We start from the raw sequence: 23,190 nt of genomic DNA, 5'->3' as shown, positions 1-23,190 counted from the left end.
CCTTTTTCCCTCTATATATTTGGCGTCATAACCAATACCTTATTCATTTTCCTAAAGTTTACGGCAGGCTCTACAGTAATCGTCTTTAGCAATTGGTCACTAGATTTTGATACTTCTATAACTTCCCCTATAAGAATTCCGTTAGGATATATACCTAATCCAGAGGTCACCAGCTTGTCTCCTATAACAACTTCTGCCATTGGATCAAATAAATATCCCGTTAGTTCATTTGTTATACTGCCGGATATAATTCCCTGATAGTTTCTATCTCTTAAAATCTGAAAACTTACTGAGCTATTATTGTCAACAATTGAAATAACCTTCGCCCAATTTCCTCCTACTTCATATACTCTCCCCACCAATCCGTTAGAAGCTAAAACAATGCTATCTTTTGAAATACTTCGATTATTTCCCACATCTATCGTAAATACTTCAAACCAGTTGCTAGGAGACTTTCCTATCACATTTGCAGCAATTGGCTGAAGCTGTATATCCTCTTCTATATAATTAAGGGCATACTTCAGTCCTCTTAGCTCCTCTAACTCATCCCGGGTCAACCTTGTTTCAATAAGTTGCTCCTGCAAATCTGCTATTTCTGCCTTGAGTTCTTGATTTTCTCTTTCGGTTTTTCTAAACTGAAAAATTGATGCAATACCATCCCCGATAGTAGATGTTCCAGTATAGGCCACCCTTTGAATAGGACTTAATATATTTCCAATCCATGACTCCACAATCGTTATGTTTTCTCTTTGTTTAGAAGTTACCCCTATAATGATAATGAGAATGATAGCGACAATTGTCACTATCATTATAGGCTTATCTTTAATGGTTCTTTTCACCATATTCCTCACCATCTTTATCTCAATTTTCTTTTTGCAACTCTATAACTATCAATTTCTTCAATCATTCTCCCAGTCCCTAAAGCTACACAGTCTAATGGTTCTTCAGCAATTTGTACAGGCATGCCAGTCTCTTTTCTAACCAATTCATCTAATCCTGCCAATAAAGCTCCCCCGCCTGTCAGCATGATACCCATTTCCATAATATCCGCAGCTAACTCTGGCGGTGTTTTTTCTAGTGTATATTTAATAGCATCAACCACTTGACTAACAGGCTCCTTTAATGCTTCTAATATTTCCTTAGAGGAGATTTCTAGTGTTTTAGGGAGACCAGAAACTAAGTCTCTACCACGAATTAACATTTTTTCTTCTATTTCTCTTGGATAAGCAGAACCAATAGTTATTTTTACTTCTTCAGCAGTTCTTTCACCAATCATCAAATTATATTGACGTTTGATGTATTGTACAATCGCCTCATCAAGTTCATCTCCACCAACCCTGATGGATTTGGCTGTAACAATTCCTCCTAAAGAGATAATCGCTACTTCCGTAGTGCCACCTCCTATGTCTACTACCATACTACCGGTCGGTTCCTCCACAGGAAGACCAGCACCAAAAGCTGCTGCCATTGGTTCTTCTATGAGATAGGCCTCTCTAGCTCCAGCTTGAAGAGCAGCTTCTTCTACAGCCCTTTTTTCTACCTCCGTTACACCAGATGGTACACAAACCACTACTCTAGGAGAAATCAATGTTTTTCTAGAATAAACTTTTCTTATAAAATATTTTAACATATTTTGCGTAATATCGAAATCAGCAATTACACCATCCTTCATAGGTCGTATTGCTATAATATTTCCAGGCGTCCTCCCTATCATTCTTTTAGCTTCTTCCCCCACCGCTAAAACGGTTTTTGTATCACTTTGAATAGCCACAACCGAGGGTTCTCTTAAAACAATTCCTTTTCCTTTTACGTACACTAATGTATTGGCAGTTCCTAAATCTATACCCATATCTCTAGAAAACACTTTAAAAATTCCCATCAATACTGCTCCTTCCTTTAAATATCCATTTATATCATATTCTTTTCTTTCAAACTTACGTAAGCATTGTCACCTATAATGATATGATCCAAAATTTCAATTCCTATAAGTTTTCCAGCCTCTACCAATCGGTTTGTAATATTTATGTCTTCTTTACTTGGCTGTGGATCGCCGCTGGGATGATTATGCACTAAAATAAGAGAAGCACTACTTCGTTTTATCGCTCTGACAAATACTTCCCTTGGATGCACAATAGAGGCATTTAGACTTCCAATAGAAATGTTTTCTACAGCAATCAACTCATTTTTTGTATTTAAAAGCATGATATTAAAGAACTCTTTTTTTAAATACCGCATTTCTTCCATGAGCAAATGAGTCACATCATCCGGACCCTTTATTTTATAATTATTTGCTTTTGTAGTCAAAGCTATACGCTTTCCAAGTTCTACCGCAGCAATTATTTGCGTCGCCTTCGCTAAGCCCACACCCTTTATTTGTATTAATTCTTCTATCGCACAATCTGTAAAAAAACGCAGTCCTTCCTTTGTTGAAGATAATATGCAATTTGCTAAATCAATGGCTGACATTTCCTTTGATCCGGTTGAAAGCAAAATAGCTAAAAGTTCTGCATTTGACAAAGTATTGACACCATAAGTTACAAGTTTTTCTCTTGGTCTTTCATATACTGGCATCTCTTTAATAGTAGTATAAGCATTCATTTTATTCACCCCAACACTTCTTATGCCATAGATTACCCAGGGCATCACTTTCATTACATAGTCTATCCTAAGAAGATTTAAAGGTTGATTATGCCATTGTCTATAAGAAATTCATATTAAAATAACGGTGCATTATCTTCCCTAACCTAAATATAGGTAAGCCTACAACGTTATAATAATCTCCTTCTATTTTCTTAACAAATAAAGATGCCTTTCCTTGTATGCCATAGGCGCCTGCCTTATCCATAGGCTCCCCAGTTTGTATATATTTTAATATTTCCTCATCACTAATTTCTCTAAAATACACCTTTGTCACTTCGTATTCAGTGACTTGTTTCTTTCTATCATTGTCTATTACAGCAATCCCAGTAACCACCTCATGCGCCTTTCCTGATAAGCTTTTTAATATTTCATAAGCTTCCTGATGATTTCGCGGCTTTCCAAGTATTTTTTGATGGAGAACAACTGTATCTGCTCCTATAATAATTGCCTTGCCTTCTATTCTTTCTGAAACATTTTTAGCCTTGGCATAAGCTAAATCACAAGTTAGATTATAAGGATCTACGCTACAGTCTATTTTTTCTTCCACCTCACTTGTAACAACGCTAAACTTTATTCCTAAATTTTCTAAAATGTCTTTGCGTCTAGGAGAATTTGAAGCTAATATCACTCTATACATATTATCACCTACAATTTATTAAATATCAATACTGCTAATAATAGTCCTAATAAACTTGCAAAGTTTATATGCATTAACAGTGTAAGCCTAATATAGACAACCCCCAAATCCAGTTCAAGATCATTTAAGCCTAAAGGTTGCGGACCATAGGACAGTATAGGTAAAGTATTCCCAAATGAAGTGCCAATTAAGCTACCTAATACAACGCCAGTAATAATCAGCAACATCAATGTTAAAGGATTCCGATATTTACTCATATTTTTCCTCCTTTTCCCTTAAGCGAAATCATCTTTTCTTAAAAATGAACTTTTATTTTCTTTAATGTAAAATTTGCTGTAAGCCCTATAAAAATACCTGTAAAAATGCTGGCAAGCATCATAATAGGTAGATAAATATAGATTCTTATATTATTGATAATGATAGCTGCAACTGTTAGTTGGGCGATGTTATGTCCTACTGCTCCAAAAACACTAACACCAATTAAACTAAAATACTTTTTAAATAATTTATATACCATCCACATCATTAAAGTACTAACAACAGCACCTGCTATGCTATAGATCATGGAAGTAACAGCACCAGATGCCATTCCTGCAATAAACGCCCTTAACAAATTAACGGTAAGGGCATATTTTATACCATAAATCACCAATGTAATAAGTCCTATAATATTGGCCAAACCTAGCTTCGCCCCTGGAGCAATTACTATAAATGGATTAGGAATAAAACCTTCCATGATGTGAAGAGCTAATCCTAATGAAACTAAAATTGATAAGTGTACTAACTTTTTTGTATTCATCTGTAACCACACTTTCTATAAATTCGTGAAAAAATCGTTAAATTAGCCCACTAAAAGTTTATCACTAAAGACTTGAAGTTACAAGTAGAAAAAAATGATATTTCATAAAAAATAAACCCTCTAGCATGATATACTAGAGGGTTAAAAGTTAACTCATTGTAATCGATTTTTTAGGACACTTTGCCTCACAAACACCACAGCCTATACATTTATCAGCTAATATCTTATGTTTGCCTTTAAGTTCTCCTTCAATTGCTTCAACAGGACAGTGCTTTTTACAAATAGTGCACCCTATACAAGTTTCATCATTTATTATAGCTTTCTTTCTTTTTTCAAGATCTCCTTCAATTGCCTTTGTTGGACATTTCTCCACACATACAAAGCATTGGGTACACTTATCATAATTAATGAAAGCTAAGTTGTTTTTAAACTCAATAGCATCAAATGGACATGATTTTACGCACAATTGACAAGCAATACATGCAACTTCACATTTTTTTCTTACTACTTTACCGGATTCCTTATTATTACATGTAATCACAACGCTTTGATCATAAGGAACCATGTCGATTACATCCTTTGGACATACTTCTACACATTTACCGCATGCAGTACATTTTTCTGGAATAATCTTAGCAATTCTTCCGTCAACAATTTCTATCGCATCAAACTGGCAAGCCTTTACACAGGTTCCAAATCCTAAACAAGAATAATTACAGGACTTGTCTCCGCCACCGCCCACCATAGATGCAGCGATACAGTCGTTGATACCATGATAATCAAACTTGTCTTTACATTTTTCACTATTTCCATTACAGATGACTTTTGCCACTTTTCTAGCAGATGTACTTACTTCTACGCCCATAATTTCCGCTATTGCCTTTGCACAATCAGGGCCCCCTACAGGACATCCATCTACAGGTTTGGTTCCTTCTGCCACTGCCTTTGCAAAACTATCGCATCCTGGCACACCACAACCTCCACAGTTGGCACCAGGCAAAATATCTCGAATCGCAACTGCTCTTTCATCTACAGGAACAGCAAATTTTTGCGAAGCATAAGCTAGTCCTGCACCAAATACTAGGCCTAAGCCACCTAGACTGACAATAGGATAAATAATGCTTTGAAAATTCATATGACCCCTCCTTTACACAAGTCCAGCAAATCCCATGAAGGCTAACGACATCAGACTCGCAGTAATAAGTGCAACCGGAAATCCTTTAAAAGCCTTAGGAACATGAGCCAACTCTAATCTTTCGCGAATCGCAGCAAACAGGACAATCGCTAAAGAGAAACCTATCGCTGCTCCTACACCATGTAAAACTGTTTCAAATAAATTGTACTGAAGTTGAATATTTAAAATAGCAACCCCTAACACCGCACAGTTGGTAGTGATCAGTGGAAGAAACACCCCTAATGATTGATACAGTGTAGGACTACTCTTTTGAATAATCATTTCAACTAGTTGCACCAAAGATGCAATAACTAAGATAAAAGCTATTGTTTGCATATATTGTATACCTAAAGGCACCAAAATCAATCTTTCTACTAAATAGGTAATTAAAGAAGCTAAAGCCATAACAAATGTAACGGCAGCCCCCATACCCATAGCTGTTTCCACTTGTTTGGAAACCCCTAAAAATGGACATATCCCTAAAAATCTAGATAATACAAAGTTGTTTACTAGAATTGAACTTACAAGAATAATAAACAATGATGAAATTGACAAATCCTACACCCCCCTATAATTCATTTAAATCTTTTGAACCAATCTTATTAATTAGTGCTAATAGTAAACCCAGTGCTAAAAACGCCCCTGGCGGCATTGTCATAAATCTTGCTGGTTCAAAGCTGCTACCCATAATAGCTCTGCCAAAGATTGTACCAGCACCTGTTAACTCTCTCACGATTCCAAGAATAACTAACGCACCTGTAAAGCCTAGACCCATTCCTACACCATCTACTGCTGAGCCTACCATAGAGCTCTTAGATGCAAAGGACTCCGCTCTAGCTAAAATCAAACAGTTTACAACAATTAAAGGAATAAATAAACCTAAAGCTGCATTTAACGCTGGCAAGTATGCCCTCATCATCATACCTACCATGGTTACGAAAGTAGCAATAACCACAACAAAGGCTGGAATTCTAATCTTGCTAGGAATAAAATTTCTTAACATGGAAATAACTACATTTGAGCCAATCAATACCGCAGTAGTGGCTAAACCCATCCCCAAAGCATTGAATGCTGAATTTGTTACCGCCAAAGTGGGGCACATACCTAACATTTGAACAAAGGTTGGGTTGTCATAAATTAATCCCTTTATTAATATTCTATTTAGTTTCACAGCAATTCACCTCCGATAATTAACGATTTTTTAATACTTCTTCAAATAAGCTACGGGCACTGTTTACACCTGAAACAGCGGCTCTTGAAGAAACAGTAGCACCTGAGACAGCTTGGATGTATTCATCTCCAGCTTCTCCACCCTTTGTAACGATAAATTCATCCTCTGTTCCTTTATCAATAAACTGGTCAATGAAGGCAGCATCAGCAATCTTAGAACCTAATCCTGGTGTCTCACTATGATCTCCTACTTTTACTCCAGTAATTCTACCTTCGCTAGATATGCCTACTAATAATTCTACTGTTCCACCATAGCCTTGAGGCGCTACTTTTACAGCATATCCTACAACATTGCCTTCCTTCGTACCCTCATACGCTTCTACAATAAGATCTCTATTTAAAACGTTTTCATCCTCAATCCCCTGGAAGTCGTCGGCTTCAGGTAGTAACGCCCTCATTGCTTCTATCGTCTCTTCCATAGCTCTCTGTTGAATAATTCCCTGTGTTACGTCATTGGTGAAGCCCAAAATCAAACCTGCTACAGCAGTAATAACCAGTAATATAATACCTAATTTAACTATTTCACGCATTGACTATTTCACCTCCCCAAATACTCTCGGGCTTGTATATCGATCTATTAACGGTGATGCCACATTCATTAATAGTATTGAAAAAGCCACACCTTCTGGATATGCTCCATATAGTCTTATTAATGAAGTTAATAGCCCACATCCAAAAGCAAAAATGATTCTACCTCTTGGCGTTACAGGAGAAGAAGCATAATCAGTTGCCATATAGATAGCTCCTAACATCAAACCGCCTGAAAACACATGATATAACATATAAGTAGCATCAAATCCTCCAAATACTAAAGTCAGTACCCCTACAGTTCCTATATAAATTCCTGGTATTTTCCAAGAAATAACACCTTTATAAATTAAATAAACTCCACCTAACAACAGTAGTAAAGCAGATGTTTCCCCCATACTTCCACCAGTGTTACCTATAATTGTATTAAATAGCGATGGTAAGTTATTTGGTAGTGTACCGCCGGCTTCTTTAATAATTGCCAGTGGTGTTGCGGTAGATACCGCATCTACACCTGGTGTAATCCAAGCTGTCATACGATCTGTCCAAGATAAAGTCAAAAATATTCTTCCAGCTAATGCAGGGTTCATAAAGTTATGACCTACGCCGCCAAATACTTGTTTTACAATGGCGATTGCAAAGAAGGAGCCAACTACCGGCATCCACCATGGTGCTGACGCAGGAATATTTAATGCTAATAATAAGCCCGTCACAACTGCACTAAAATCATTTATTGTCACAGGTCGTCCCAACCATTTTTGAACACCAGCTTCAGTAACAACAGCTGTTAATACCGACAATAATACCAGAATGGCAGCATTTGCTCTAAAGTAATAAATGGCCGCAATCGTAGCTGGTAATAAAGCAATAACTACATCTAACATAATTCTTTGTGCTGTATCATCATCCAATATATGTGGAGAAGAAGATACAATTAACTTTTCATCCATGAATTTCCCTCCCTTTTACTTGCCTTACTCTAATTACTTTTCTTTTGCTCTCTTTTCTTAGCAATGATTTGGTTTTTTGCTACCCTTATGGATGGTAGTAAAGGTCTTCTTGATGGACACACATATGAACAAGAACCACACTCTATACAATCTAGTGCTCTATACTTTTCAGCCTGTTCCATTCTGTTACTTAATGAATTTTCACTAATATATACTGGCTGAAGATTTGCTGGACATATCTCAACACATCTACCACAGCGTATACAGTTTATAGGATTTGGCAAATCTGCCCCTTCCTTATCAAAAACCAGTACACCTGAAGTTCCCTTCACAGCAGATACTTCATCTGTGTGTTGAGCAATACCCATCATAGGCCCACCAAGAATAAGCTTTCCTGGTGTTACTGCATAGCCTCCACATTGTTCTATCAATTCTTTAATAGGTGTACCTATTTTCACCATTAAGTTTCTAGGTTTTTTTATTGCCTTTCCTGTTACAGTGGTAACCCTTTCTATCAATGGCATACCAGTTTTAATAGTCTTTGCTATTTGAGCTGCAGTTCCCACATTGCTTACAATAACCCCAACATCCATTGGCAATCCGCCGGAAGGAACTTCTTTGTTGGTTACAGCATAAATAAGCTGTTTTTCTCCACCTTGTGGATACTTTGTCTGTAATGCTACTACTTTTATGTCAGACTCATTCTTTATGGCCTTTAGCATTACGTCAATAGCATCTGGCTTATTGTTTTCAATACCTATATATCCCTTTTTTACACCTACTGCCTTCATCATAGCCTTTAAGCCATAAACTACATCTTCAGGCATCTCTAACATAAGACGATGGTCTGCTGTTAGATAAGGTTCACATTCAGCACCATTTAATATAATGGTGTCCACCTTTTTGTCAGGTGGTGGGGATAGCTTTACATGGGTTGGAAAAGTAGCGCCACCCATACCTACTATACCAGCTTCTTTAATGATATCAATGATTTCCTTAGGTTGTAACGCTTCGATATCACCTTTTGATGCTACAGAAGGGTCAATTTCATTTTTCCCATCTGATTCAATGATCACTGCTAATGCTTCGTTACCTGTTACTATTGGCATATCCATGATCGCCTTTACAGTCCCAGACACGCTAGCATGAACAGGTGATGAAACAAAACCTTGTGCTTCACCAATTTTTTGTCCAACCTTAACTGTGTCTCCCACTTTTACAATGGGTTCACACGGTGCACCAATGTGTTGCTGCATAGGTATTACCACCGTTTGAGGATCAACTGCTTTTTCAATCTTTAAATGCTCAGTTGATTCCTTACCTTCTGGTGGATGAATACCTCCTCTAAAAGTTAAAGCCTTCATTTGATTTTCACCCCTTATTTAAATTTAAAGAATAGCCAAATGAAATAATAAAAATAATGATTCCTTGTTAATAATTCTTGTATACAGTATAATTAAAACAGCACAAAATTTTTTTGACTATTTTAAAATATCATTATATTTTCTTGTATATACTGTATACATTAAGATAGTTAAATATTACTCTTAACAATTAATAATTTTAAATTTATTATACCTCATAAGTTATACAATTTTCTAGTAAATTCGACATTTTGTAAAATATTGTATAAAATTGCTGTATAAAATTGTTAAGGAATTATTATATTTATTATAGTACAACACCATTTAATATACAATAAGTTTTTTGCGATTACCATTAAATTGGGAAAGTTTATGATTTAACAAAGTTTGCTAGTCCTTCTTTTATATATTGTCTTAACCATTCCACCACTTGTAAGTTAGTAATTGGCACTTCTTTGAGGAGGTCCTTTACCTCCCTTGTATCTATATAAAATTTTTCTAGATTATAGTAATGTGTATAAATGTAGTCAATCTCTTTTTCTCTCATCAGTAAAGTGATCAATGTATCTTCTATGCGACCTAGAGGTGCTCGATCAATATGACTATGTTTAAAAACAGTAGTTACGGTTGTACCTTTCCCCTTTATTGAATATATCTTAAAACTACCATCACATTGCAGTGCTGCAGCTTTAAATAAAGAAATACCTAATCCTACTTTTCTAGTGGTTCTTGTAGTAAAGAAGGGGTTTTCTGCCTTTTTTACGGTTTCCTCATCCATGCCTATGCCATTATCTTTAATTTCTATTGTAAGCAAATCCTTTGCAATATCCTCCCAAATCGTTATTTCTATCAAATTGGCTTCTGCCTTAATAGCGTTTTCTGCAATATCTAATATATGCAAAGCTAATTCCTTCAAGCTCTTCTCCCCCTAAACTATTTTTTAAAATCACCCTTGCAGTGTCATTAAAATAGATTGTATATTTCTATTCTGCGCTTCTATCAAAAAGCCTCCCTCTAGCATTTCTCCTAAATAGTGAGCATCTGAACTAATAATTTTCTTATAGCCTCTTAGATACGGATGTAACTTTTTTAGTTCAGAAAAACTACATTTTTTTGTTATTTCAACTGTTTTCAAACCTAGTTCTGGAGCAATAAACCCTAGGTTTGAAAGAATGCTAAAGCTATTTCGATCAATATGAGCAGGTATAGGTATGCCCTTTAATTTTCTTATCTCTGTAATTGTTTCTTTTAGGGGTAAAGAAAGAGCATTTATTAATAAAGTATTATAGTCCTCTAAGATATTATCGTCTTCATCATAAATGTATTGATGGCCAAATAGTCTTGTATTATTTTGCACCTTTGGTAGCGTATCATCCAATATGTCCTGAAATTTTTTTGCTGCTGAAAGACTTTCAAAGAGCGCAATTAAATGAACTTCTTCTTTTGTGGTGACTTCTACACCTGGGATACAAATCATATTGTTTTTTTCCCCCACCTGCATAAAACTCTCAAGGTTTTTGGTGGAATTATGATCTGTAATAGCAATAGCTTCTATTTCTTTAAGCTGTGCCATATGAATAATATTGTTGGGGGTCATATCATTATCTGCACAAGGAGATAATCCACTATGAATATGCAAATCTACTGCTACCATCATTTTTTTTCTAAACCCTCTAAACATTGATAGATTTGTATTGCTAATTCATAGGCACTTAGAGAACTTCTCAAAAGGGGAATACCTTCCTCGTCTGCTTTAATTTTCGTTGACTCCTCTATCTCAGCATCTTCTGCTACAATGATACAAGAGGCCTCACCTAATGCTGCTACTGCAATAACATTGATATTTGTTTGTATTGTGATCCAGGCATCTCCAGAACCAATGTGTGCCATCACCCAGCTTAATAAATCTCCAATATATGCACCTTTCACTTCCTTGGTTATTCCTTTTTGGCCCCCTACCGCTTCTAGTTCTAATTTTTCAATTAATTTTTCTACTGTAATCATTTTTTACCCCCTCTACTTTAATGACTTTTAAGCCTGTTATAGATGACAATTTGCAGTTTGGTATATTCTCCTAAAGAAGACTTAATTGTAAATTCATCAGAACATCTTTTAATATTTGGCAAGCCCATTCCCGCGCCAAAACCTAATTCCCGAACTCTGTGGGAAGCTGTAGAGTATCCTGCCTTCATAGCTAATTCAATATTTTCAATTCCCGGTCCTCTATCCTCTGCAATAATTTCAACTTTTTCTGGGCAAATATCCACTTCTATGACGCCTCCCTCAGAATGAATAATGATGTTCATTTCTGCTTCATAAGTGGCTATAGCAATTCTTCTAAGGGTTTTAGGCTCTATTCCCAACTGTCTTAATACTTTCTTTATATTGCTAGAAGCCTGTCCCGCTTTTGTAAAATCATCTTTTTCTACTGCATAACATAATTTTATGGTTCTCACATCCTCCTATTTTAATTTAATCAATAAACTATTTATGTATAATGTTAGCACCTTTAAGACCCTTAGAGTATAAAATCCCCGAACTAACATACATAATATACTTTGTTGACATAATAACGATTTCGTTTTCTTCTGCCAGCTTAATAATTTCCTCTTCCGGGCTCTTGCCCCTAACAAAAACTATAGCTGCAATATCCATCATTTCTGCCGTTCGTATTGTATGAGAATTTACTAAACCTGTCAATAACAAGGTCTTATCATCTACAAAAGCTAGTACATCACTCATTAAATCACAAGCAAAGGCAGTTTTAATCTCTCTGTTTAGAAATTTTTCTCCCCACAAGATTTCAGCATCTAGCAGCAATTGGACCTCCTTTAACGTCATTTCATCCCCTCCTGTTATTTTATCATTTGATGGTTTCTAAAGTCCTAAATAAACTATCTAGAAATAAACTGTGTACTCTATATAAGTTTTCTTTATCTTCTAATAACTCTGTAGTCTTTTTAATATTGCCTTCTTGGTGAAGTACCATTTTTTCTATAGCTTTTTTTTCCGGCAAACCTTCTGGCCAAACATCTGTATCAAGTCTTTCTGATAGTTGTGTCATTAATACTTGGTGTTCTGTTAATAATTTACTATATTGGTTTAATTCGCCTTCTCCTTTTATAAAATTATACCATTCTTTGGCCTGTTTATCTATGATTACAATTAAACTATTCAAATCTTTTACAATATTTTTTCCTGTTTCTTCTTCATCTTTAGAATAAGTTATCTTCTTTGCCGGCAAATGCAATTCACTTATATAGGCATCTGGATAGAAGGCTCTAATAGAAGGTAATTGTTCCTCAACATACCCCCTATCAGTTAGCCCTAATGTATAAACTTTATAAGCATTGTCTATCTTATACACTATATGAGAAAGTTTCTTTTCATTTAGTTCTTCTACTAATTCTTCTATATTGCTTGTATCCGATACACTGGCTATTTGAATCATATAAATGGATAGCGGTAAAAGCTCCGTATCTTCCACTTCTTCCAAAGGTGTTATGGTTTCTGCATTTGTTTCTACTTCATCTACAACCTCTGTTTCATCATTATCATCACTATTATTGATAATATCTGATAATATTCCCTCTTCCAATGGGCTATCTGAGTACAAAACAGGCACTACGATTCGTTCTGTTATACGAGATCCAATAAGCACTGCTGTTACTGGTATAATAATTAGAAAGGTAATCACCCAAAAGTAATTAAAACTTCTCTTATTTCGTCTTATTTTCAATCGTCTTTTTCTCATAAAAATACCCCCTCTTCTTACATATTTTATTAAATTTTTTATAATCTTCATAAATAGCTCTTACACTTATTGAATACTTGTCTTATTATATATATAATAAACTTATATAAAATTATTCCATAATTGGAGTTGATACCATGATAAAAAATTTTGTTAATGATATTTTTTCTCAAAAAATGCATGAAATCCAAAATCGTATTCCTGTTCATTTGAATTTTTCGATGAACACCAATACTACCAATACCTCTTTTAGTAAAATGTTCCGCAATGAAGTAGCTAACTTGCAAACGCAATACCTTCCAAAGGACTTTGATCAATATATTGATGCAGCAGCAGAAAAATACAACCTCTCTTCAGCCCTTATTAAATCTGTTATTAAAGCTGAATCAAACTTTAACCCTAAAGCCCTTTCCCGTGCTGGTGCCCAAGGATTGATGCAGCTTATGCCCGCTACTGCTAAAGAACTTCAAGTAACTGATGTGTGGAATCCACAACAAAATATCGAAGGAGGGGCAAAGTATTTAAGACAGCTTTTAGATCAGTATGACGGGAATTTATCCCTATCTCTAGCTGCCTATAATGCAGGTCCAGGCAATGTCAATCGCTATGGTGGTATACCACCCTTTGCTGAAACACAAAATTATGTGAAATCTATATTAAACTCTCTTAAAACCCATGATTCTTCATCCTCTAGCAACGTATAAAATTCTTAGAAATCTACATAAATAAAAAATCAGGCTTAATTAAGCCTGATTTTTTATTGTACTTTATATAACCAACTGACACTAAATCATCATTTAGGTCATCTATTTGTTTGTCTATAATCTAGTTGCTTTTGCGTATCTTCTTTTATAGTTTGCTTCATCAAGAGAGGATATAATTACGCCCATGCTTCTACCGGAGGATGCATGGATAAATTGATTATTACCAATATAAATCCCCACATGGTTAATGGTACTGGTTGTCCCATTATTGAAAAACACCAAGTCTCCTGTCTGCAATTGACTTTTGTTCACTGATGCACCTACATTGGCTTGATCTCTTGAAGATCTAGGTAGATCAATGCCTCTTTCATTTAAATAATCTTTATAGTAAGTATTTAATATGTAAAAAACAAAACCTGAGCAATCAAAACTATTCGGTCCGGCAGTAGCATATCTATAGGGTGTGCCTATGTACTTTTCTGCTACGGTTTTAATATTGCTCAACCCATTAGATCTTGTACCAGAACGATTCACTGGTCTTACAACATTCACCTGCAGTTCCACTACTTCATTGCTTATCCAACCTTCAATAAAGTCCTTAGTCACTACATTATACCATCCATCTTGATAGCCCTTTATAAAAATAATATCAGCTTTGTTCAAAGTTACAATCGTCTCTGCCTGTAAATTCGCCGTTGTCCTTACCTTGCTATTGTTCTCTAATACTTGCGCTTGTGGGAAATTAGGCACTACTTCTATGAAGTCACTATGCACAAAACCTTTTGGCCCTTGACTTAACTGTACTTGATACCATTCTTCTTCCTGACTTAAAATTGTTACTTCAGAGCCACTGGACAGCTGTGTAACAACACTTCCTTGTAGAGAAGGCGTTCCTCTTACATTTAATGTACTGGCAGTGGTAATACCCTTCTTTAAGGAACTACCCTTTTCACCATTTACTGCAATAAGGTCTTTGTACATCCATCCTTCCGTTATACCATTTGTTAGTTGAACACGGTACCAATCACCGCTCTTTTCTTGAAGGAGTACTTGTGTCCCTAGTGCCAGTGTTTCTACTACATCACCCTCAAAATTTGCCGTCCTTCTTAAAATTCCTTGATTGGCAATGATAGTAGCTTCATTGGCCTGCCCTGATGCAAAAGAGGTCAATAACATCATAAACATCACTACAGATGTGGCTAGTAATTTGACCCTTATCTTTGGTACTTTCAAATAATTCACCACCTTAAATTGATAGATATTTAAACTCATAAGTTATTTAATTCTATTTTTTTGTAGAAATCCCTCTTTTTTTCTGTAAAATTTTCTTTAGGTTACAAAAAAACATAAAAAAGTCCTAATTTATAAAATAAATTGACAAGATTTTCCTTATACTATATTTCTACTTTGTGCAAACAACAACAAACCATACATTTTCTTTGAAAACATATGGTTTGTTGTTATTCGTCTTATTTTTTATACTTACTTCTTATACCTATTTTCTAATTTTGTTAGTACTTCTTTCCCATATTCTTTAGCGCCAAACAAAGACATATCTCTATAATTACCACATTGTATAGGGTTTACCGCAGGAATTTCATCAGCATTTATTACTTTTGTTAAAGCACTTATAAGTGCTAAAGCCACTTCTTCCTCTGAGCTCTCTCCTAACTTGATCAGATAAAAACCAGTTCGACATCCCATAGGGGAAATATCTATAATATCTGATAATTCTTCCCGAAGATATCCTGCCAAAAGATGTTCTAAAGCATGAATGGCAGCAGTAGGCATGGCTTCAGCATTAGGTTGTGTAAACCTTAAATCAAATTTTGTTATGGTATCACCCTTCGGTGTAGTAATATTACCGCATTTTCTAACAAAGGGAGCCTTAACTTTTGTATGATCCATAGTAAAGCTTTCAACGATTACTTTCAAAATATAACCTCCATTTCCATAGTGAACTTTTTAGACATAAAATTGTGAATTTCATGTCATTTCTAAGCATAAAAGAACTTCTTAAATCAGCATATCCCCTTCTTTATCCTTCGGTGTATTGCTAAGACATCCACTTTAAGAAGTGGGAGATCAAGCACTACATCCTCGAAATAAATTGGCCTACAATTCAATGGGAGTAAAAACTCCCCCTGAATTAAGTCTCTTTTTATAGACATACGTTTTTAAACTTGAGCTTTATTATACTAAGTTTATGTTTTCCCCTTAGTTAAAAGATATATTCAGGGATTGCAATGTGATCCTTACTATCATTACAGTTCTGAGACGTATATCTATACACTTAACCTTACTTAGTTCACGTATAGTATATCATCATGGAAGTTTAAAAATCAAGATAGTCTTATATTGCGTACTGGTACTCACCATTTTCTTTTAAGCTAAAAAAGTCTGCGTAATTTATTTCAAATATATCTTTATTGATTTGAGATAAATCTATTTTATTTTTTATAAGATGGGTTAATACACCAGCATAACCTATATCCCCTTGGAGAATGGCTCCATAAATTATACCATCCTTGTAAATAACTTTTTTATAACTTTCTTTGTCTTTTTCAATCAATACTTTATAGCTTTCATCTGGTGCATCCGCAATGCCTAGGGAAACTGTTGGAATACCGAGAAAATTCATAGAGTTTCTCAAGCCAAAGAAATCATCCATCTCTACGATTTCTCCAACCATATTATGTGCCGCAACAATTCCCTGTTTTACCGCCAAAGGCCATATAGGATTTTTGCCGCATACATCACCGGCAGCATAAATATCCTTTATATTCGTTTCACATCTATTATTGGCAACAATTCCTCCATCTACCTTAATAGTACTTTCCTCAATAAAATCCATATTTGCCCTTACTCCGGTTGCAACAATTATCATTTCGCATTTAACCAATGTCTCATTATCCAACTTAATCGCCTTCACCTTGCCTTCTTCATCTAACAGGACTTCCTTTAGGCTTCTTCCAGTATAGATTTCTATACCTCTCGCCTTAAAAGCTTCCTCATACTTTGAAGAAGTGTATTGATCCAGTTGCAGAGGGAGTATTTTATCAGCCATCTCAAGCAATGATACCTTTACATCCTGCTCCATCAAACCAACAACTGCATCTATACCTACCAAACCTCCCCCTAGTACAAGCACATTTTTTACATTTTTAGCTTCTTTTTTTACCGTCAAAGCATCTTCTATATTTCTTAAACCGTAAATACGCTTCCCTTCCCTCAGATTCTTAACCGGTGGGATAAAGGAAGAAGCACCTGTTGCTATAAGCAGCTTATCATAAGATAAGTATTCTCCATTATCTAATAACACTGCTTTTTCTTCAACATTTAACTTTTTAGCTGAAAGACCTTTTTTCCACAGGATATTATAACTTTCCCAAAATTCTTTTTCTGTAAAGTTGATTCCTTGCATATTTCTTTTTTCTCCTATGATATGGTGTAGCATACATCTAGAGTAGATATGTTCATCCTTCGATACAATAGTTATTTCTCCGCTAGGATCTAATTCCCTTATTGTTTTCCCTGCATTCACTCCCGCCGCACTTGCCCCTAGTATTAAATATTTCATGCTACTGACCTCCTTCCATACTTAAACATCCAGTTGGACAGTCCGCCACACATCTTGGTATTTCCCTGTCTCCGCACATATCACATTTTTGTATCACTGTTTTTTCTACTTCGTCTGCCTTTAAGACCCCATAGGGACATGCCATAATACACATAAAGCAGGAGGAACACTGCTCTTCATTGTAGGCAACAAATCCTGTATGTTTATCCTTCGTCATTGCACCACTCATACAAGTATACACGCACTCTGGCTTCTCACAATGCCTACACAAGATGGGTGCCGGACATTTATTTTTGTCTAGGGCAATATGATTTTTACTTTCGTTGCTCAAGTCTTCTAAATCTAAGGCATAAATATTTTTACCTTTTTTATTATGTTCCGCCATACAGCCAATCACACAATTTAAACAACTCATGCATAATTCTTTGTCTATTTTAATCCTTTTCATAGATACTCACCCCTTTTTATTTTTAGCTACAATATATTTATTCTAAAATCAATAAAATATAGAGAGCTATTTTTGAGCATCTAGTCCCAAACCTTTTCTTCTGTTTAATATAATCTCTTCTAATTGATCTGCGGCCTTTATAACGTCACCTTCAACAATAACTTTTCCCCCTGTTATAGCTACAAGTGAATTCGTAAGAACTTCCGTTACCACTTTACCTCCCGTCATAAAAGGAGGAATAGCTAAATGTACTGGTAAGCCTAAAGCCAAACCAAAGGCGCCATCTGCTAAAGCCTGTTCTTCTAACCATTGAGGAGCAGACAAGACAAGAGGAAGTTGGGGTATATCTATTCCTAATGCTTCAGCTAACTCCGTTGCCACTATTTCAAGCCTTCCTATGGCAAGGCATGGTCCAAAGTTCAATACTGGTGGTATGCCTAAAGACATGCAAACCTCTTTTAAACGATCTCCAGCTAGAGCAGCTGCCTTTGGTGACATAAGTCCAACATTTTCTAGACCTCCACTTGAGCATCCAGCAGATAAAACGATAATATCTCTTTTTATGAGTTCCTTAGTTAGCTCAACGGTAAATATATCGTGCCCCATAGCTGTCAAGTTTGAACAGCCTACTACACCAGCTACACCTTTGATCTTACCCTCAGCTATTAAGTCGATCAGAGGCTTCCATGTATTTCCTAGGAAAGACTTAAGCGATTTTTCACTTATACCGGTTATTACGTCATCGTGACCATGATCTTTTGGGATATCAATGGTAACTTTATGCCTTCTATTTTTAAAGCTTTCTAAGGCTTTGTTGATAATATATTGAGATATTTTTTCTTCGTCTACCTTAGAAAATGGTTTATGCTCAGCATTTGCTTTTTTGGCTACATCATCAAGGCATATCATAGGCACCATAAAAGTGTCAGTAATAGGCTCAATGCCTGGTAACGTGCAATTAAATTCTGAAACAATTAAATCAATAGCCCCTGTTGTGATCAAGGCTTCGCTTGTGAAGTTATTTCCAGCATGCCCTGCAAATACCTCTTGATAATGCTCGCCTCTTAATTGTAAATCCTGCCCCACACAGGTACATCCCACCAGCTTAAAGCCCTTTGCTCCTACACTTTCTGCAAATTCCTTCACCATTGGATCTATTAAAATTTCCTGAAGATGCGCTATTACAGAATGCTGGTGTCCAGTTATCATAATGTTGATATAATCTTCGTCAACAACTTTAAACCCTACAGGTGCTTTCCTAATCACCGGCTCTCCTAGCATAACATCATTTAACAAATTGGTTAAAGTCAGTCCATAAAGCCCTGTAGATATTCCTAAGTTTAAACAGTGCATCAACATATCTACCGGATCACTGTTTAAATTCGTAGAAGATTTTACAATGGCATCAAAGACCTCTGATTTTGCACCACCAGGCAGCATCCCTAATTCCTTCCATTTTTTAAATCTAGGCTGATAGGCCATTTTTTCTACTAGTTCCATTTTTTCATCTCTCGTTTTATATAAATCGTCTAAAACCTTATCTGCAATCTTTATAGCCTTATCATTTAAATCTTCTGAATCGATCTCAAACCATTTAGCTAGTTGGTTTAAAGTATTTACACCTTTAATTTTTCCTTTTTTCGCTGCAGTAGCCTTTAAATTTCTTGCTGTTGTTTCCACAACATGCAAATAACATGCTGCTCCAGATGCCACTGCTCTTAAAAAATTTCTTGCCACGATGGTATCTGCTGTAGCTCCGCAAACACCTCTAGGTGATTTTGGTGTAATTCTACAGGGTCCGTTTGAGCATAATCTACAGCATACTCCCTGTTGGCCAAAACCACACTTTATATTTTGATTCTCAACTCTGTTAAATGATGTTTCAATTTCCTTTGTTTGCATAAAACTTTGTAGTCGGTTGTCTGCTGATTTACATGTTTTCATGGTATATTCCCCCTTATATAAAATATATATTTTATTTATCACTTTATAAACTATACAATTTTTGTATAGTTTATGATAAAAATATATTGCTTTATTTTTTAAAAAAGTGTACAAAATTAGTATAGTTTTTACCAAAGAATAACCTTGCTAATAATAAATCATATGTCCCTTACTGCTACTTATGATAGTTTATCTCATTCTTTTCCATAATAGATTTAAAATTCACCTTTTCTAACACACCTATCACGGTATCTCGTATTTTGGCTAATTCTCTATGTACATCACAAGTATTCGTCCTATGCAGATTGCAATAATCCTCATCATAAAGACATCTATTAATATAAATTGGTCCATCAATCGCTTCAATTACATCTTTGAAGGTAATATTTTCAGGATCTCTGTTTAAAGTATACCCACCGTTTATCCCTCTAAAAGACTTTGTCAAGCCTGCCTTCGTCAGCTTTCTAAGTATTTTAAGAGCAAATCTCGTAGGTATATTTTCACTTTCTGATATCTTATGGGCATCTACTCTTGTACCCCTTCCTACTTTGGAAAGATATAATATCATTCTAAAAGCATAGTCCGCCTCTTGTGTAATTTTCATACTGTCACTCCGTTGTTTGTGAATTTATACCTTTTTAGTATATTTTTATCTTAATACATTGTTTTTTATTTGTCAATACCTTTTTTACCTAATTTGATATTTTTTGTATATCTTTTACAAGTTTCTGCTATAGCTAGTGGTAATTTACACATGGTAAAATCTATACTTTTTTTAAGAAAGTATAGGTAAATATAGCTTATAAAAAAAGAGAATGAATGCATGCTGCATTTATTCTCCTATGGTTTTGCATTCATTTATAATATTCTCGTGTCACTTAAGAAGCTATATATAATGAATCTGATACTCTGTAGCTTAATAACTTACTTACTTCTAATCATAGGGAGATTAATTGTCCATATACCATGGTCCTTTGTGGAAACAAAGGCAATTGAACCGTCGCCGCTAAAAACAATATCAAGTACAAGCTTATCTATTAATTCTCCCTCTACTTCAGACCAAAGGGCTCCGTGATTTGTGCTATAGTATAGTCCCCCTGTTCCTAAAGGATAGTTCCAAAAACCCATAAGCCATTCATTTACGTCAATAGGATTTAACGCTAGCTTTGTCATGCTGCCTTCAAGATAAAACCTCAAATAACTGGATATATTTCCTTCAATATCAGTAGTTTCAACCCCTATAGAAAAAGCATGATAGATGGCATTTGATTGAAGAGGATGAATCAATATACCATAATTTGCTTTTGTATTGATTTTTATAAAGCTGCTCCCCTCATCAGTTGAAATATAAGCCAATTCATCAACAATATATAGGACATTTTGTTCCTTCGGATGTATCGTTATTCCTCTAACGGTTAAGTCACTTAGTTTATTCCAGCTCTTTCCTTTGTCATCACTTTTCCATAGTCCTCCACCAAATTTTGAACTTTGTCCCACATAAATTTTTCCATCCTTGCTACTACGAATAATATTAACGGGAGCCTCTTTCGTATCAATCTCCACTTCCTCCCATTTACTATTCAGCGTTGAGTATGTGTAAATTTCACCATTAACACCACCCGCAATAATAATAACTTCTTGATCACTTTCCACAACATGAAAAGTGGAGAAAACCTTATTAAGGTTTATAGGATTCACTTGATCCATACTTTTGATTTCATATAGATTACCCTCAGCAAGCGCATACAATGTGCCTTGTGAAGTTAACGCCAGTTCTTCTACCGTCATATTACTAAGAGCGATCTTATTAACCGTTCCCTGCGTATCTTTTAACAGATCTTCTAGTATTCCTTTAGGCTGACTGATTTCTGTGTTATCCACCGCCGTATCAGATTCATTGTCAGATGTAATTAAATTGTTTTTATTTTCATTAGTAGATTTTGTCTGACTACAAGCTGAGAGTAACGCGGCAATAACGATTAAAACCAAAAGAAAAGAAAGCTTGTTATATTTCATAAATCATATTCCTCCTTTAGTATCAAACGCATCGATCTTAACGAATTCATAACCTTGTTCTTTTGCACTTTTTATTATACTTGGCAAAGCCTCTATCGTGGATTGTCTTTTCGTGTGCATTACAATAATAGAACCAGGAGTAATATTGCTAAGTACGGTATCTATTATATGTGCTGGCTTACTGTCGAAATTGGCATCGTTTGAGTTCAACGACCACATTGCTGTCGTCAAACCTATGTCTCTTGCAATATCCGCCATTCTCTCATTATAGTAACCCCCTGGAGGTCTGTAGTATAGGGGTACTATGCCAATATTTTTCTGTATAACTAACTGGGTCGATATCAGCTGTGCTCTAAACTCATCGTCTGTTATTGTATGGTTATTCAAATGATCCCATGTATGGTTGGCAATCAAATGTCCCCTTTTATGAATTTCCTTTAAAATATCTTTATTTGCTTCTATCGTATTTCCTATTATAAAAAAGCTGGCTTTTACATTACAATCATCTAGAATATCCAAAAGAGGAAGTACTTCATTATCAATATAGTCGTCAAAGGTCAGTGCTATCTGTTTTTTTCTATGGCCCTTAAAAATTATATTTGGTTCTTTTAAAGGTATATTTGAATCATCAAATTCAAAACTGTGGCTACTGATATCTATTATACTGCCAATATCTTTAAGCGTAACATAGGATACTCCTTCTATAAATATGGTGTCTACTTTTTCATCATCGATCGTTACGTAACCTTCTTCTGCATCGTAGTGAAAAGTCCTCCCAAGGGACAACGCAAAGATTTTTGTAGGAACATATAAATGATTTTCATATTCTATTGCAGCATCAGTCATTTTCATATTATCAATATAAAAATTGAAATATTTTGTTTTCTTTCTATCAACTTGAGAGATGTTTGGATCATTTTTCCATAAATATATACTATTTTCATTAATTACCACTTGATCTATATTGAGAATACGCTCTAATGTATCAATATCAATATAGGCTTTACCAAAAAGGTTTATAATATCTACATATGCTTTTTCATTTTCTTTAACAAGCTGTATCATTTGTTTTTCAGGTATCCAATTCACCGACCAATTCAAACTTTTGCCCATGCTTCTTATGGGGATAAATAATTTCCCATCCCAGTCATAACCGGTATCCACCAATACCTTATTTAAGTAAATATCAAAATGTTTCTCTAATCGTTTCTCTACATAGTCATTAGCTTCCTCAATTGAAGCTAGGTTTTGTATTTCATGCCAATTTGTATGGGTTGTTTTTGAGAATTTTGTATCCTTAAAGTTTTTTAGATTTTCCACTATGTCATTTACACTAAAATAAGTACTTTTAAATTCTATCATTCCAATCCCCAAAAGAATACTAAGCATGACTAGGATAATAAAAGTATATCTTTTCACAGT

The 23,190-nt window shown here is 35.2% G+C and carries 27 protein-coding genes; 1 reads left to right on the top strand and 26 read right to left on the bottom strand.

What is annotated here, in order from left to right; all coding sequences use genetic code 11:
* Positions 1-11: 11 nt before the first annotated feature.
* The 18 genes from mreC to BJL90_RS13840 all read right to left on the bottom strand — a co-directional run bounded on the left by mreC (position 12) and on the right by BJL90_RS13840 (position 13,076).
* Positions 12-842, bottom strand: coding sequence for a rod shape-determining protein MreC (mreC, locus tag BJL90_RS13925; RefSeq protein WP_081562011.1), 831 nt, complete (start codon positions 840-842; stop codon positions 12-14).
* Positions 843-856: 14 nt separating this feature from the next.
* Positions 857-1,879 (bottom strand): rod shape-determining protein, encoded by a 1,023-nt coding sequence (locus BJL90_RS13920; RefSeq protein ID WP_070969165.1) that lies wholly within the window; start codon positions 1,877-1,879, stop codon positions 857-859.
* 29 nt (positions 1,880-1,908) lie between these two features.
* Positions 1,909-2,598: a RadC family protein gene (gene radC, locus BJL90_RS13915; RefSeq protein WP_070973249.1), complete on the bottom strand. Its 690-nt coding sequence runs from the start codon at positions 2,596-2,598 to the stop codon at positions 1,909-1,911.
* 100 nt (positions 2,599-2,698) lie between these two features.
* The gene (locus tag BJL90_RS13910) at positions 2,699-3,277 is read right to left on the bottom strand and encodes a nucleoside triphosphate pyrophosphatase (RefSeq protein ID WP_070969162.1); all 579 of its coding nucleotides are present in this window, start codon (positions 3,275-3,277) and stop codon (positions 2,699-2,701) included.
* A gap of 8 nt (positions 3,278-3,285) precedes the next feature.
* Complete coding sequence (locus BJL90_RS13905) at positions 3,286-3,534, bottom strand: DUF4321 domain-containing protein (RefSeq protein ID WP_070969159.1); 249 nt, start codon at positions 3,532-3,534, stop codon at positions 3,286-3,288.
* A 38-nt stretch (positions 3,535-3,572) separates the two neighbouring features.
* A complete protein-coding gene (locus BJL90_RS13900) occupies positions 3,573-4,076 on the bottom strand; it encodes a Gx transporter family protein (protein WP_070969155.1) in 504 nt (167 codons plus the stop codon).
* Between the two features lie 148 nt (positions 4,077-4,224).
* Positions 4,225-5,211: an RnfABCDGE type electron transport complex subunit B gene (locus BJL90_RS13895; protein WP_070969152.1), complete on the bottom strand. Its 987-nt coding sequence runs from the start codon at positions 5,209-5,211 to the stop codon at positions 4,225-4,227.
* A 12-nt stretch (positions 5,212-5,223) separates the two neighbouring features.
* Positions 5,224-5,799 carry an electron transport complex subunit RsxA gene (rsxA, locus tag BJL90_RS13890; RefSeq protein WP_070973247.1) on the bottom strand — a complete coding sequence of 192 codons (576 nt, stop codon included), beginning with the start codon at positions 5,797-5,799 and terminating at the stop codon, positions 5,224-5,226.
* A gap of 19 nt (positions 5,800-5,818) precedes the next feature.
* On the bottom strand, positions 5,819-6,421 hold the full coding sequence (gene rsxE, locus BJL90_RS13885) for an electron transport complex subunit RsxE (RefSeq protein ID WP_070969148.1): 603 nt from the start codon (positions 6,419-6,421) through the stop codon (positions 5,819-5,821).
* Between the two features lie 19 nt (positions 6,422-6,440).
* The gene (locus BJL90_RS13880; RefSeq protein ID WP_070969146.1) at positions 6,441-7,010 is read right to left on the bottom strand and encodes an RnfABCDGE type electron transport complex subunit G; all 570 of its coding nucleotides are present in this window, start codon (positions 7,008-7,010) and stop codon (positions 6,441-6,443) included.
* A 3-nt stretch (positions 7,011-7,013) separates the two neighbouring features.
* Entirely contained in the window at positions 7,014-7,958 is a 945-nt protein-coding gene (locus BJL90_RS13875; protein ID WP_070969144.1) for an RnfABCDGE type electron transport complex subunit D, read from the bottom strand.
* Positions 7,959-7,987: 29 nt separating this feature from the next.
* Entirely contained in the window at positions 7,988-9,322 is a 1,335-nt protein-coding gene (gene rsxC / locus BJL90_RS13870) for an electron transport complex subunit RsxC (protein WP_070969142.1), read from the bottom strand.
* Positions 9,323-9,692: 370 nt separating this feature from the next.
* Positions 9,693-10,238, bottom strand: coding sequence for an ATP-binding protein (locus tag BJL90_RS13865; RefSeq protein ID WP_070969138.1), 546 nt, complete (start codon positions 10,236-10,238; stop codon positions 9,693-9,695).
* Positions 10,239-10,268: 30 nt separating this feature from the next.
* A complete protein-coding gene (locus BJL90_RS13860) occupies positions 10,269-10,979 on the bottom strand; it encodes a PHP domain-containing protein (protein WP_070969135.1) in 711 nt (236 codons plus the stop codon).
* Positions 10,976-11,326 carry a DRTGG domain-containing protein gene (locus BJL90_RS13855; protein WP_081562009.1) on the bottom strand — a complete coding sequence of 117 codons (351 nt, stop codon included), beginning with the start codon at positions 11,324-11,326 and terminating at the stop codon, positions 10,976-10,978. Before BJL90_RS13855 ends, BJL90_RS13860 begins: the two co-directional genes overlap by 4 nt.
* A gap of 17 nt (positions 11,327-11,343) precedes the next feature.
* A complete protein-coding gene (locus BJL90_RS13850; protein WP_070969133.1) occupies positions 11,344-11,778 on the bottom strand; it encodes an ATP-binding protein in 435 nt (144 codons plus the stop codon).
* A 28-nt stretch (positions 11,779-11,806) separates the two neighbouring features.
* Positions 11,807-12,163 carry a DRTGG domain-containing protein gene (locus tag BJL90_RS13845; RefSeq protein ID WP_070969130.1) on the bottom strand — a complete coding sequence of 119 codons (357 nt, stop codon included), beginning with the start codon at positions 12,161-12,163 and terminating at the stop codon, positions 11,807-11,809.
* A gap of 22 nt (positions 12,164-12,185) precedes the next feature.
* Complete coding sequence (locus BJL90_RS13840; protein WP_070969127.1) at positions 12,186-13,076, bottom strand: SPOR domain-containing protein; 891 nt, start codon at positions 13,074-13,076, stop codon at positions 12,186-12,188.
* A gap of 137 nt (positions 13,077-13,213) precedes the next feature.
* Here BJL90_RS13840 and BJL90_RS13835 point away from each other — a divergent pair, with 137 nt between their 5' ends.
* A complete protein-coding gene (locus tag BJL90_RS13835) occupies positions 13,214-13,780 on the top strand; it encodes a lytic transglycosylase domain-containing protein (RefSeq protein WP_081562008.1) in 567 nt (188 codons plus the stop codon).
* A gap of 114 nt (positions 13,781-13,894) precedes the next feature.
* On the opposite strand, the gene BJL90_RS13830 is transcribed toward BJL90_RS13835, so the two are convergent.
* The 8 genes from BJL90_RS13830 to BJL90_RS13795 form a co-directional block, all read right to left on the bottom strand.
* A complete protein-coding gene (locus BJL90_RS13830; protein WP_081562007.1) occupies positions 13,895-15,052 on the bottom strand; it encodes a C40 family peptidase in 1,158 nt (385 codons plus the stop codon).
* A 210-nt stretch (positions 15,053-15,262) separates the two neighbouring features.
* Positions 15,263-15,715, bottom strand: a complete 453-nt coding sequence (locus BJL90_RS13825; RefSeq protein ID WP_335617794.1) for an S-ribosylhomocysteine lyase — start codon at positions 15,713-15,715, stop codon at positions 15,263-15,265.
* Between the two features lie 418 nt (positions 15,716-16,133).
* Positions 16,134-17,360: an NAD(P)/FAD-dependent oxidoreductase gene (locus tag BJL90_RS13820; protein WP_070969120.1), complete on the bottom strand. Its 1,227-nt coding sequence runs from the start codon at positions 17,358-17,360 to the stop codon at positions 16,134-16,136.
* Between the two features lies 1 nt (position 17,361).
* A complete protein-coding gene (locus BJL90_RS13815; protein ID WP_070969117.1) occupies positions 17,362-17,808 on the bottom strand; it encodes a 4Fe-4S dicluster domain-containing protein in 447 nt (148 codons plus the stop codon).
* Positions 17,809-17,874: 66 nt separating this feature from the next.
* Entirely contained in the window at positions 17,875-19,752 is a 1,878-nt protein-coding gene (gene cooS, locus BJL90_RS13810) for an anaerobic carbon-monoxide dehydrogenase catalytic subunit (RefSeq protein ID WP_070969114.1), read from the bottom strand.
* A 175-nt stretch (positions 19,753-19,927) separates the two neighbouring features.
* On the bottom strand, positions 19,928-20,356 hold the full coding sequence (locus BJL90_RS13805; protein WP_070969111.1) for an RrF2 family transcriptional regulator: 429 nt from the start codon (positions 20,354-20,356) through the stop codon (positions 19,928-19,930).
* A 320-nt stretch (positions 20,357-20,676) separates the two neighbouring features.
* A complete protein-coding gene (locus BJL90_RS13800) occupies positions 20,677-21,768 on the bottom strand; it encodes a beta propeller repeat protein (protein WP_070969108.1) in 1,092 nt (363 codons plus the stop codon).
* Between the two features lie 3 nt (positions 21,769-21,771).
* Entirely contained in the window at positions 21,772-23,187 is a 1,416-nt protein-coding gene (locus BJL90_RS13795; protein ID WP_070969105.1) for a polysaccharide deacetylase family protein, read from the bottom strand.
* Between the last annotated feature and the right edge of the window lie 3 nt (positions 23,188-23,190).

The organism is Clostridium formicaceticum, from assembly GCF_001854185.1.
Lineage (GTDB): Bacteria > Bacillota > Clostridia > Peptostreptococcales > Natronincolaceae > Andreesenella > Andreesenella formicacetica.
This window is presented reverse-complemented; position numbering and strand designations above follow the sequence as displayed.